Raw genomic sequence first — 12,294 nt, forward strand, 5'->3', positions numbered from 1 at the left:
CATGGATGCGACCGACCTCAACGAGAACATCCGCCGGAGCCTCGCGCTCCTGATCGAGTCTGCCGACGAGCTGCGCGACCTGGATCAGCAGCTCGGAGACGGCGACCTCGGCATCACGGTCTCGGCCGGCTCGACCGCCGTCATCGGCGCGCTCGAGCAGCTTCCGGCCGACGCGACGCCCGCCGAGATCGCGAAGGCGACCGCCAAGGCCTTCGCGAACGCCAACCCGTCCACCATGGCCGCGCTCGTCGCGGGCGCGCTCCTCGCCGGATCGCGCGTGTGGGCCGACAAGACCGAGATCGCGATCGCCGACGCGCAGGCCTTCGCGGCGGCCGCCGCAGACAGCATCGCGCAGCGCGGCAAGACCCAGCTGGGCGACAAGACGATCTACGACGGGCTCGTGGCGGTCGCCGAGGCTCTCGTCGATCAGACGGATGCCGACACCGCCGTCGACGCGGCCGTGACCGCCGCCGCGGATGCGGTCGAGCGCACCAAGAACCTGCAGTCCCGCCGCGGCCGTGCCTCGTGGCTGCAGGAGCGCAGCATCGGCATCGCCGACCCGGGCGCCACAGCGCTGCTCCGCTTCACCGAGGCCTGGCGCACCGCGCGCCGATCGGGCTGACACGCCTCATCCCAGACCCCATCCCCAACCAAGCAACACCTAAGGCGGTAACCCTCTGTGAGTACCTGGCTCGACGACGTCTTCCCCGTGACCAAGCCGATCATCGGCATGTGCCACCTGCCCGCTCTCCCGGGCGACCCCGCGTACGACAAGAACGGCGGCATGGACGCCATCATCGCCCACGCGCGGCACGAGATCACGGCCCTCCAGGAGGGCGGCGTCGACGGCATCCTGATCTCGAACGAGTTCAGCCTGCCCTACCTGACCGAGACCGAGCCGATCACCGCCATCAGCATGGCGCGCGTCATCGGCGAGATCCGCAGCGAGCTCTCCGTTCCCTTCGGCGTGAACGTCCTGTGGGACGCCGTGCGCTCGATCGACCTCGCCGTCGCGACGGGAGCCTCGTTCGTGCGCGAGATCTTCACGGGCGTCTATGCGAGCGACTTCGGCCTGTGGAACACGAACGTCGGCAAGACCGCGCGGCACCGTCAGGCGGTGTCGGGCGGCGACGTGCGGCTGCTGTTCAACATCGTCCCGGAGGCCGCCGCGTACGTCGCGGAGCGCGACCTCGCGCAGCTGACCCGTTCGACCGTCTTCAACTGCGTGCCCGACGGTCTCTGCGTCTCCGGGCTCACCGCCGGCGCCCCGACCGACACGTCTACCCTGAAGATCGTGAAGGAGCACGCTGGCTGCACGCCCGTGTTCGTCAACACCGGCGTTCGGCCCGACACGCTCGCGGAGAGCATGAAGTTCGCCGACGCGGGCATCGTGGGCACCTTCTTCAAGAAGGACGGCAAGTTCGAGAACGACGTGGACAAGGCGCGTGTCGAAGACCTCATGAGCGTCGCAAGGAGCGTGCGCTGAGGATGTTCCTCGGGATCGACATCGGCACGTTCGAGAGCAAGGGCGTGCTGGTTGACAGCACCGGGACGGTGATCGCCGAAGCCCGGCGGCGCCACGGCATCTCCACGCCCGAGCCCGGCCATGTCGAGCAGGATCCTGAAGCTGTGTGGTGGGCGGACGTCACCGCCATCGCCCGTGAGCTCACGGCCCACCCCGCCGCGGCGCAGATCGCCGGGGTGGGCGTGAGCGCGATCGGCCCTTGCGTGGTGGCGACCGACGCCGAGCTCCGACCGCTGCGCCCCGCGATCCTGTACGGGATCGACACGCGTGCGACCGCGCAGATCGAGAGCCTCACCGCTCGGCTGGGCGCCGACGAGATCGTCCGGAGGGCGGGCAACTCGCTCACGAGTCAGTCGGCCGGGCCGAAGATCGCGTGGCTGAAAGACGAGGAGCCGGATGTCTGGAGCCGAGCGCGCTGGTTCATGACGAGCCAGTCGTGGCTCGTCGCAATGCTGACCGGCGAGGTCACGATCGATCACGCGACGGCCGGCTACTTCCATCCGCTGTACGACATCGCACGCGGCGCATGGGACACGAGCGGCTGCGAGGACTTCATCGACGAGACGCGCCTCCCCCGCGTGGCATGGAGCGCCGACATCGCCGGCACCGTGACCGCCGAGGCGGCGGCGGCCACGGGCATCCGTGAGGGCACTCCCGTGGTGCTCGGCACGACAGACTCCCCGGCCGAGGCCGTGGGCTCCGGCGTCGTGGGCGAGGGCGAGCTCATGGCGATGTACGGGTCGAGCGGCTACTTCATCCGCGTCGGCGACCGGCTGCGCGTGGGCGACGACCTCTGGTCGGCCCCGTTCGTGTTCGAGGACACCTATGTGCTCGCAGCGGGAACCTCGACCGCCGGCACCGCGACGCGGTGGATCGCGGATCTGCTCGACATCACGGCGGATCGCGACGAGGACACGTTCTCGACTCTGATCGCGCTGGCTTCCGAATCCGAGCCCGGCGCGCGCGGACTGCTCGCGCTGCCCCACTTCGCAGGCGAGCGCACTCCGTTCCAGGACCCGGCGAGCCGCGGCGTGCTCATGGGTCTCGGGCTCGAACACACCCGCTCCGACGTCGCCCGAGCGGTGCTGGAGGGTGTCGGCCACTCGATCGCGGCCGCGATCCTCTCCTTCCGCTCGGCCGACGCCCCGATCGACCGCGTGGTCGCGATCGGCGGGGCGACGAAGAATCCGTACATCATCGGCACCGTGTCGACCGTGACGGGTCTCACGCAGGTCGTCGCGGACACCCCCGGGGCATCCTTCGGAGACGCTTTCCTCGCGGCACTCGGCGTCGGAGCGGTCGGCGCGCCGACGGATGCGCGCGCATGGGTGCGCGAACGGAACCCGGTGCGACCGGACTCCGCGACGCAGTCCGCCCTCACCGCCGACCACGACGACTACATGGCGCTCTACCGCGCTGTGGCTCCCCTTCAGCACGGACGGGCACGATGACCAGCAACACTATCGAGTGGAGCCGCATCGCGGCTCTCGTCGCCGACGGTGTCGGCGTCACCCGGGGCGACAAGGTGTCGGTGTTCGTCACCGACAGCTCCGCGATGGATGCCGTGGCCGGATTCGTCGACGAGTGCTGGCGACGCGGCGCGGTTCCGCAGGTCGTCTCGACCGATGAGCGGTTCGACGAGAGCGCCCTGCGCTGGGCGGACTCCTCGGTGCTCGAGCAGGCGCCGCCGCTCGAGGTCGCGGCGATGGAGTGGTCGGACGTGCATGTCTCCTTCCGCGCCATGACGTCGCCCGTCGTGGACGCCGACCCCGCGCGCATCGCCGCACACCGGCACGGTCGCGGAATCGTCTCGACGCTCCGCTGGCAGAACACCCGGTGGGCGCTCGTCCGGGTTCCCACGCCGACGTGGGCGGCCGAGACCGGGCTCGACTATGGACGCCTGCTCGCCGAATGGGCAGCCTCGTTCGACGCGGACTGGTCGGAGGCGGCTGAGCGCATGGGCGCCCTGTGCGATCGGCTCGCGCGCACGCGCACGGTCGTGATCGAGGACGAATGGGGCCGTCTCGAGCTCCCCGTCGCCGGCCGGCGCTGGGTCGCCTTCTCTGGCGAGGCGAACTGGCCCGACGGTGAGATCGCGACCGCGCCCGTCGAGCACGGCGTGAGCGGCACGATCCGATTCCCGGGCGTCTTCTATTTCGCGGGTGTGCGGGTGCGCGATCTGGAACTCACCTTCGAGAACGGCCAGGTCGTACGTGAGACCGCATCCGAGGGGCTCGAGCTCGTCACCCGGCTGCTCGACACCGACGCCGGAGCGCGGCGCGTCGGGGAGCTCGGAATCGGCACGAACGCCGCTCTGGCGACCCAGACGGGCGACCTGCTCATCGACGAGAAGATCCTCGGCACCGTCCACATCGCACTCGGGCGGGCCTACCCGCAATGCGGTGGCGTGAACGAGTCCGCCCTGCACTGGGACATCGTCAAAGACCTCCGCCCGACTGCCGGGAGCGGCTCGCTCGCTGTCGACGGCGAGTGGCTCATCCGAGACGGAGTCGTGCAGCAGGCACTGGCGGATGCCTCGGTCGCCCGGCCTCTGGACGCCTGAAGCGCTGCACTCCCCCGGCCGCGACCGGCCGACGACCGACCATGAGGAAAGAGACATGTACGCGAACGAACTCGACACGCCGGCGCCGCTGACGCAGCATCCGCTTCGCTGGCGGGAGACCGCCACGCCCGCCCCCGGACCAGGGCAGGTTCTCATCGAGGTCGTCGGCTGCGGCGTCTGCCGGTCCAACCTGCACATGATCGAGGGCGACTGGGTGGCTGCCGGCGTACCTGCGATCAGCCCCATCGTCCCGGGTCACGAGGTGACCGGACGCATCGCCGCGCTCGGCGACGGCGTGACCGGCTTCTCCGTCGGCGACCCGGTCGGCGTCCAGCCGCTGTGGTGGACGTGCGAGGAGTGCGAGTTCTGCACGAGCGACCGCGAGCACCTGTGCCACCGGCGCCTCATCACCGGCGAGCACGTCGACGGCGGCTACGGCGAGTTCATGCTCGCGACGGCCGCGCACACGTATCGCGTGCCGGAGAACCTCGACCTGGCGGATGCCGCACCGCTCTTCTGCCCCGGCATCACGGGGTACGGGGCCGTGAAGAAGCTCGACGTCGGTCCCGGCCAGCGTGTCGGCGTGTTCGGCCTGGGCGGCGTCGGCCACCTCGCGCTGCAGTTCGCGCTGCTGACCGGTGCGGAGGTCGTCGCCGTCGCACGCGGCGCGGACCATCTCGCCGTCGCACGCGAGCTCGGCGCGCACGAGACGGTCGATGCATCCGCCGTCGATCCCGGGGAGGCGCTCGAAGACTCGCTCGATGCCGCCGTCACCTTCGCCCCGTCGGATGCCGTGACCGCGCAGGCGCTGCGTGCCCTCAAGTGGGGAGGCACTCTCGTCAGCGGCGTGCCTGTCTCGGTCGAGGGGTTCCCCTTCAACAAGGAGCAGGTCATCAAGGCGTCCATCCTCGGGTCGCGCCGCGACATGGAGGAAGTGCTCCGCCTGGCGTCCGAGGGGAAGGTGCGCACGGTGGTCGACCGGTTCGAGATGTCGCGCGCCGAAGAGGCCCTCACGCTGCTCGCGCAGGGGCGGCTGCGCTCACGCGCAGTCCTCGTGAACGGCTGATCCCGCCGCCACGGGACCTTCGACCCCGTGGCGCTCGAGGCTGCGGCGCATCGTGGTGTGCGAGGAGGCAGAGATGTTCACGAACCCCGCATCGTCGCGGATCGATGAGGTCGTCGAGATCCTGACCGAGGAGCAGTGCTGGAACCTGCTCGACCGGTGCGAGCTGGGTCGCCTTGCGGTGGTCGCCGACGGAGACCCCGAGATCTTCCCCGTGAACTACGTCACGGACGGTCCGCACGTGCTCTTCCGCACCGCCCCGGGCACGAAGCTGGAGCGGCTCTCCGAGAGCCCGCGCGTCGCGTTCGAGGTCGACGAGTACGACGACACGCATGCCGCGAGCGTCGTCCTCAAGGGCGTCGCCCACCGCCTGACGCTTCAGAGCGAGATCGACGCCGCCGAGGCGCTCGCGCTCGAGTCGTGGATCCCGACCCTCAAGTACCGGTGGGTGCGGATCACCGCAACCCAGGTCTCGGGCAGGCGATTCGCGCGCGGCAAGGAGCCCGAGCGCTATCGCGCGTCGCGCGAGGAGCCGGGCGCCTAGACGAGACTGCGAGTCGGTCTCGTCTTCGACGAAGCGCACCTGACCTCCGATTCTGCAATGGGAGTACCCTGCGACTGAGCGTGCGACCCACGCATCCGCGCACTGGGGACGGATCATTCGCGAGGAATCATGGTCGACAACCGGACGCCCACACGTGTCAACGCGCGGCTGAGCCTCATTCTGGCCGCCGTCGCAACCCTCGTCGGGTGCACGGTGGGTCCCGCCGCGAATCCCGCCCCGACGGCGACATCGGCACCGCCGGCATCGTCGAGCGAAGGCCTCGACCCGGACACGACCTTCACACCGGTCATCGCCTCGATGCTCACCACTCCGAGACCCGTGATGGGCACGGACGAGAGACTCCACCTGGCGTACGAGTTCCTCTTGACGAACGCCACATCCGCGCCGTTCGAGCTGGAAGGGATCGAGGTCGTCGACTCTCGCACCCAGGCGAGTCTGCGCACGGTCGGCACGGAAGAGCTGCCTCGCACGGTGACCAGGCTCGGAGAGTCCGCCGGCGGGGTTCCGGGAACCGGAAGCGTGCTGCTTCGACCGTCCGAGACCTGGATCGCGTGGATGGACGTCCAGCTCGAAGGCGATGAGATCCCGGCTGAGATCGAGCACCGGCTCATCGGCAGCATCGACGGCCGGAACGGCCCCGTCTCGTTCGAGGCAGCCGTCGGAACCTCCCCCGTCGACGACCGACCCGCGCCCACGGTCGGCGTGCCCGTCACCGACGGCATCTGGTACATGAGCGAGGGATGCTGCTTCGACGACACCCACCACCGGCGCGGGTTCGCCCCAGTCAATGGCCAGGGCCTGGTGCCGCAACGGTTCGCGATCGACTTCTACCTGCTCGACGAAGACGGACGGACGTGGGAGGGCGACCCGAGCGACATCACGAGCTACTTCACATACCGTCAGCCGATCATCGCGGCCACGGCCGGCACCGTGGTCAAGGCGATGGACGGTGTGCCGAACTCCACGTCGATGCCGGAACCGCCGCCCATTCCCCCGATCCAGGAGACGGTCGGAAATCACGTCGTGATCGAGATCGAAGAGGGTCTCTACGCGCTCTACGGCCATATGGACCCGGGGTCGGTGCGAGTCGCGGTCGGCGATCGGGTCGAACGCGGTCAGGAGCTCGGGCTGATCGGGAGCAGCGGCAACTCGACCACACCTCACCTGCACTTCCACCTGCAGAGCACTCCGACGTTCTTCCCGTCGGACGGCATCCCGTACGAGTTCGACGAGTTCGAGCTGCTGGGGACGATCACCGAACGGCTATGGGATGACAACCTCGGGCTCGAGTCGGATGGATTGCTGCCGCTCGAGCGGGTGGAGCCCAGCATCCGGCACAATCAGCTGCCCCTCGACCGAACGGTGATCCGCGTCGGACCGTAGGCGCCGGGCGCGATGCGGCTACCAGACGATGCCGCCGCCGACCGAGATACCCGCCCACGTGAGCAGCACGAAGATCGCTGCGAACACGACGGGCGCGATGCCCTTGCCTTCGCGCGCGAGTCCCTTGAGGAGTGCGATCACGGTGAGGACGGCTGCGACGATCGAGAGGCCGCCGCCCAGGATCAACCCGATGAACAGCGGTATCGGCATGAGCACGAGACCGGCCAGGCCGAACCAGAAGGCTGCCCAGGCGGTCGGGTTGCTGCGGCGTGGGGCGGAAGAAGACATGCCTCCATCATGTCGCCTTCTGCGGAACCCGGTCGTCGCTGGCGACGACCGCGCGCGCCGAGGGTGGGGATCACCCCGGTGCCCCACGATTCGTGCGGCGGCATCCGCACGTCTTGTACAACGTTGGAATTTTCTCATGACCTTCACGCGCCGAAGAGACCACTATGGGTCTTGCGGGAATTTACGACGTTGTAAACCGCCAGTTGCGGAGCTTCGTCGACCTACCGCCCCTGGTTCGCCCCTCGGGCGAGCGAGCGCTTCCGCATGACGCGGGCGCGAGGTTACACGAGAGGAAATCGAAGGTGATTCTCACAGATCAAAGGCGGGGCACCGAAAGGCGCTCCCGTCGTGCACTGGTGGCGATGACCGCCGCGGCCGCGTTGGGAGCGACCTCGCTCCTTGCGGCGCAGCCGGCCGCAGCCGCCGAAGACCCGTGGGTCGCCGAGATCGACAACGTCATCTCGGACGTCTACCAGTTCACAGTTCCCAACTCGGCGATCGAGCCGGCGACCGGCATCACAGGCGCGGTCGTCGCGGTCGAAGGCAACTTCGCTCCGGGCAAGACCTGGACGACCCTGAACATGGGGCAGAGCGGTGGCAACTGGACCTCGACCATCGGCCCACTCGAGCCCGGCCTGTACTACTACCAGTACTCTGCACGGCCGTCGTGGGGCGAGGACGCCATCCCGTTCCGCAATCCCGCCAGCCCGCAGGAGGTGACCTCGAAGCCGACATGGAACACGCTGTTCGTGGACGGCCCGGGCGCCGAGTGGCTCGCGGACGTGCCGAACGGCGGCAACCTCCAGGAGCTCGCGTACCAGGGCACCGAAGGCGACCGCTCGGCGCTGGTGTGGACGCCACCCGGGTATGACGCCAACCGGTCGGAGCCGTACCCGGTGCTCTACCTCCTCCAGGACGAGGGGCAGAGCTACCGCGAATGGGTGGAGCTCGGGCGTCTGAAGCAGATCCTCGACAACCTGACGGTCAGCGGGGAGATCGAGCCGGCGGTCGTCGTCATGGGTGACGGCGAGACGGACGAGATCCGCGGCGAAGTCGTCAAGAAGCTCCTGCCGGCCGCGGAGTCGTCCTTCAACATCTCCAGCGACCCGGACGATCGCGCGATCGCCGGCATCGGGCGGGGTGCAGAGCAGGCGCTCAGCCTTCTCGTCAGCGCCACGGGCGAGTTCTCGAAGGTCGGCTCGTTCTCGGGCTACCTCGAGCGCAACATCGGCAAGGGCAAGGCGAGGCAGATCAACGACGCGACCGACCTCATCCGCCTCTACGTCGGCAACGTCACCGACCCCCGCTACAACGACACCGTCGGTCTCGCCGACAAGCTCGAGAGCGCGGGTGTCGAGTTCCAGTCGGACGGCTCCGACCCCGAGACGGGCGGCACGTGGGACACGTGGCAGAAGAGCCTGCACGACTTTGCGCTGCGCGCGTTCGGCGCCCCGGGCGACACCGGGCCGAGCGAGGGTCATCTGCCGCTCGAGCCGCACTCGCTGCCGGCCGCGGGGACGACCCCGACGCCGTGGATCGACGAGAACGGAGTCGTCACCTTCGAGACCGGCACGGAGTTCGCCGACGCGAACAACGTCACGGTGTGGGGCAACTTCGGCCCCGGCGGCAGCTGGCCGCGTACGCCGATGACCAAGCAGGACGACGGGCGCTGGCGCCTGACGATGCCTGTCGAGTCGGGCTCGTACTACTACAAGTTCATCGTCGAGGGTGTCGACCACAAGGACGAGACCAACCCGACGACCGTCTTCTCGGAGCCGAACTGGAGCACGTTCCAGGTTCCGGGCGACGATACGCTCCGCGGCGAGTACACAACCCCGGTCGCACCCGAGTCGCGCGGCACCGTCGAGATCATGAACTACACCAGCACGGCAGCCGGCAACCCGGAGCGCTCCGCGTACGTGTGGACGCCGCCGGACTACGACCCCCAGCGGGAAGAGCCCTACCCGGTGTTCTACCTCCAGCACGGTGGCGGACAGACGTGGACGGACTGGATCGAGGTCGGCTTCGCGGCCCAGATCCTGGACAACCACTACCTCCGCGGCAACATCGAGCCGATGGTGGTCGTGATGGCGAACGGCAACGGCGTGAATTTCCCCAACGAGATCACGCAAGCCATCACCGTGACCGCCGAAGCGCAGTACAACGTCAGCAGCGACGGTGAGGACCGCGCGCTGGCCGGCCTGTCGCTGGGCTCGGGGCACGCCCTCAGCACGCTGTGGGCGTTCCCGGGCGAGTTCGCGTACGTCGGAGCCATGTCGGCATTCGGCAATGTGCCCGCCAACGCGGATGTCGCGGCGATCAACGCCGGGACCAAGCTGCTGCGCATCTACTCGGGTGACGTCCAGGACTTCACCTACGGGGCGACGCTGACGCTGATCAACAGCCTGACCAGCCGTGGCGTCGTGCACGAGTTCGCGCCGATCATCCCCGGCCCGCACAGCTGGGACGTGTGGCAGAAGTCGCTCATCGACTTCCTGCCGCGCCTGTTCCAGGACTGACGCGTCAGCCGGAAGTCCGGTCGAACTGAGGTCCCGTGAGGGTGGGCACGTCGCCCGCCCTCACGGGGCCCTTCGCTGTCGGGCGGGTGTCAGCTGCCGGCCCTGGGACCGGGACCTGGCCCGTGCGGATGCGCCAGGTCATAGGCCCGGGAGAGTTTGAGCGGCACGACCATCCGCCACGCGTCGACGACGAACTCGCGCGCCTCACCCGGATCCAGCGCCGCGAGGTCGGACTCGACCCAGTTGAAGCGAAGGTCTGACGGCGCCGGCATCCGGAACTTCTTCGGGTCCCCTCCGACGAGCGCGGCGCGCTCCTCCTTCGGGAACGCGAAGCCCATCTGCAGGTTGTCCGCGGAGAACGCGACGTATACGAGCTGCCCGACCCGGAACTTCAAACGATTCCGCACATAGACCGGGTAGGACCGCTCCAGCTCGGATCCCAGGTCGAGGACGTCTTCCAGCGCGGCCATCGGCTTCCCCTCAGCGGAGCTCCACAGGGAAGAGCTCGGTACGCGCAACCACTCGATCACGATCGCCCGCGAGCGCCACGCGACCGGGGTCGGTGACGTAGGCGTCGAGCGCCGCGGCATCCGGGAATCGGTAGAGCTGAACCTCGTGGGGCCTGCCCTCCGCGCCGTCGCCCACAGCGCGCTGGATCACCTCGCCACCGTGACGGGGAACGAGCGCGAGGACGCGGTCCTCATACGCGGTGAGCCCGGCGGCCTCGCCTTCGCGGGCCCACAGCAGGCAGCACAGGAGAATCTCGTCGCCGTTGCTCACGCGCTGATCCTATGGTCCTCCACACCCGTCGGCTCAGTGGATCGTCTCGCCCCGTCGGAGCATCTCGACGTACTGGGCGACCCGGGCCGCGCGGTTCTCCGGCCGCTTGAGGCTGCTCACGCGGAACGCCATCGCGAACCTGTTCTGCGCGGATTGCGCGGCGAACGCGGCGGCGACCGCCGGGTCGGCGTCGAGCGCCGCCTGGAGCTCGGGCGGGATCTCGCCGTCGCGCTGACGATATGCGGCATCCCAGCGTCCGTCCGCCTTGGCACGGTCGATCTCGCGCTGACCGGCGGGACGCATCCGGCCCTCCTCGATCAGGCGCGTGGCGTGCTGGATGTTGACCTTCGACCACACCCCGCGCGGCCGGCGTGGAGTGAACACCTGCAGGAAGTAGTCGGCATCCAGCGCCTGCTTCTGTCCGTCGATCCAGCCGAAGCACAGCGCGGCATCCAGCGCTTCGGCGTAGGTGATGCCCGGCTCCTTCGACGCGGTCTTGCGGATGCGGAGCCTCACCCCATCGGGATCGGGATCCGACTCCAGCCAGCGCTCCCATTCCTCGACGGTGTCGACGTGGAGCACGGGTTTGGCGGAGACGGCGACCATTCTCGAACCGTAACCGCTGCCACGGACACACCGTTCGGGGCCGGAAACCGCGCGATCTCAGCACGCACGGCGTCCGGGCGCGCCGTTACGATGCGGGCATGCCGTTGCTCCGAACCGTGATCCTGCCGGGGCTCGGCGCGATCGCGGTGCTGGCGGCGGTTGGGCGGGCGATCCGGCTCCTCGGCGGCGACGACCCGCGCGAGGACCGGGCGGTGCGCGCACTCCAACGCAGGTTCGGACACACACCGAGTGACGGCGAAGCCGTCGTCGGGACAGACCCGGGCGACCCGACTGCGCCCCGCGAGGTGATCGACCGGGTCACCTGGCCGCTGTCGTGGTACTCCGGCGTGGTGCAGACCGTCGCGAACGGGGCGGTCTGGTGCGGCATCACGTGGCTGCTGACCCGCGACCGGCGCGCAGCGATCGCCCCCGCGGCGGCGCTCACCCTCGAGACCGGGATCTTCCTGGCATCCGCGGCCCTCGTGGGGCGGCCACGCCCCAAAGGCGTGTGGCGCCCCGAGCGCCCGCACGCGACGTCGTCCTTTCCTTCCGGACACACGGGAGGAGCGTTCGCGCTGCACGGCGCCCTCGCCGACCTGCTCGAAATCCACGGCGCCCGGGGCGCGCGGCTCCTCGACCCTCTCCTTCGATACGTGATCCCCGGAGCGATCGCCTTCTCGCGCGTCTACCGCGGCCAGCACCACATCTCGGACACCGTCGCGGGCGCCGTGCTCGGACGGTGGAGCGCCGCTGCGGTGCGCCGGGCGCTCATCTGGTCATAGGCGTGCCGAACGCGGCTCACCTTCCCGGCAGACCACGAAAAACGGGGAGAACCCCCGACGAATCGGGGTTCTCATGACGGCGAGGGTGAACTCAACCCGTCAGCGCAACACCGTCGATGATCATCTCGGAGGTGTGGTGTGGCGAAGATCGGGAGGCCGGGGTTGCCCTCGGATCGGAGGCAGCAGGTTTGGGAGTTGTGGAAGTCGGGAGCGTCGCTCA

At 69.2% G+C, this 12,294-nt stretch carries 13 protein-coding genes; 9 read left to right on the forward strand and 4 right to left on the reverse strand.

The window, feature by feature from the left end:
- Position 1 precedes the first annotated feature (1 nt).
- The 7 genes from VFF97_RS08065 to VFF97_RS08095 all read left to right on the forward strand — a co-directional run bounded on the left by VFF97_RS08065 (position 2) and on the right by VFF97_RS08095 (position 7,099).
- On the forward strand, positions 2-622 hold the full coding sequence (locus VFF97_RS08065) for a DAK2 domain-containing protein (RefSeq protein ID WP_325032980.1): 621 nt from the start codon (positions 2-4) through the stop codon (positions 620-622).
- A 57-nt stretch (positions 623-679) separates the two neighbouring features.
- On the forward strand, positions 680-1,486 hold the full coding sequence (locus tag VFF97_RS08070) for a BtpA/SgcQ family protein (protein WP_325032981.1): 807 nt from the start codon (positions 680-682) through the stop codon (positions 1,484-1,486).
- 2 nt (positions 1,487-1,488) lie between these two features.
- The gene (locus VFF97_RS08075; RefSeq protein WP_325032982.1) at positions 1,489-2,976 is read left to right on the forward strand and encodes an FGGY-family carbohydrate kinase; all 1,488 of its coding nucleotides are present in this window, start codon (positions 1,489-1,491) and stop codon (positions 2,974-2,976) included.
- Positions 2,973-4,088 carry an aminopeptidase gene (locus VFF97_RS08080; protein ID WP_325032983.1) on the forward strand — a complete coding sequence of 372 codons (1,116 nt, stop codon included), beginning with the start codon at positions 2,973-2,975 and terminating at the stop codon, positions 4,086-4,088. The genes VFF97_RS08075 and VFF97_RS08080 overlap by 4 nt, the downstream gene beginning before the upstream one ends.
- Positions 4,089-4,143: 55 nt before the next feature.
- Positions 4,144-5,154 carry an alcohol dehydrogenase catalytic domain-containing protein gene (locus VFF97_RS08085; RefSeq protein WP_325032984.1) on the forward strand — a complete coding sequence of 337 codons (1,011 nt, stop codon included), beginning with the start codon at positions 4,144-4,146 and terminating at the stop codon, positions 5,152-5,154.
- 73 nt (positions 5,155-5,227) lie between these two features.
- Complete coding sequence (locus VFF97_RS08090) at positions 5,228-5,695, forward strand: pyridoxamine 5'-phosphate oxidase family protein (RefSeq protein WP_325032985.1); 468 nt, start codon at positions 5,228-5,230, stop codon at positions 5,693-5,695.
- Between the two features lie 129 nt (positions 5,696-5,824).
- Positions 5,825-7,099: a M23 family metallopeptidase gene (locus VFF97_RS08095; RefSeq protein ID WP_325032986.1), complete on the forward strand. Its 1,275-nt coding sequence runs from the start codon at positions 5,825-5,827 to the stop codon at positions 7,097-7,099.
- Between the two features lie 18 nt (positions 7,100-7,117).
- On the opposite strand, the gene VFF97_RS08100 is transcribed toward VFF97_RS08095, so the two are convergent.
- A complete protein-coding gene (locus VFF97_RS08100; RefSeq protein ID WP_325032987.1) occupies positions 7,118-7,387 on the reverse strand; it encodes a hypothetical protein in 270 nt (89 codons plus the stop codon).
- 362 nt (positions 7,388-7,749) lie between these two features.
- Between VFF97_RS08100 and VFF97_RS08105 the strand changes: the two genes are divergently transcribed.
- On the forward strand, positions 7,750-9,906 hold the full coding sequence (locus VFF97_RS08105; RefSeq protein WP_325032988.1) for an alpha/beta hydrolase-fold protein: 2,157 nt from the start codon (positions 7,750-7,752) through the stop codon (positions 9,904-9,906).
- Positions 9,907-9,995: 89 nt separating this feature from the next.
- On the opposite strand, the gene VFF97_RS08110 is transcribed toward VFF97_RS08105, so the two are convergent.
- The 3 genes from VFF97_RS08110 to VFF97_RS08120 are packed head-to-tail and all read right to left on the reverse strand — an operon-like array spanning position 9,996 to position 11,292.
- Positions 9,996-10,376 (reverse strand): hypothetical protein, encoded by a 381-nt coding sequence (locus VFF97_RS08110; protein WP_325032989.1) that lies wholly within the window; start codon positions 10,374-10,376, stop codon positions 9,996-9,998.
- 10 nt (positions 10,377-10,386) lie between these two features.
- Positions 10,387-10,686, reverse strand: coding sequence for a hypothetical protein (locus VFF97_RS08115; RefSeq protein ID WP_325032990.1), 300 nt, complete (start codon positions 10,684-10,686; stop codon positions 10,387-10,389).
- 33 nt (positions 10,687-10,719) lie between these two features.
- Complete coding sequence (locus tag VFF97_RS08120) at positions 10,720-11,292, reverse strand: YdeI/OmpD-associated family protein (protein ID WP_325032991.1); 573 nt, start codon at positions 11,290-11,292, stop codon at positions 10,720-10,722.
- Between the two features lie 98 nt (positions 11,293-11,390).
- Here VFF97_RS08120 and VFF97_RS08125 point away from each other — a divergent pair, with 98 nt between their 5' ends.
- Positions 11,391-12,074, forward strand: coding sequence for a phosphatase PAP2 family protein (locus VFF97_RS08125; protein ID WP_325032992.1), 684 nt, complete (start codon positions 11,391-11,393; stop codon positions 12,072-12,074).
- Positions 12,075-12,294 lie beyond the last annotated feature (220 nt).

The organism is Microbacterium sp. (assembly GCF_035687345.1).
Lineage (GTDB): Bacteria > Actinomycetota > Actinomycetes > Actinomycetales > Microbacteriaceae > Microbacterium.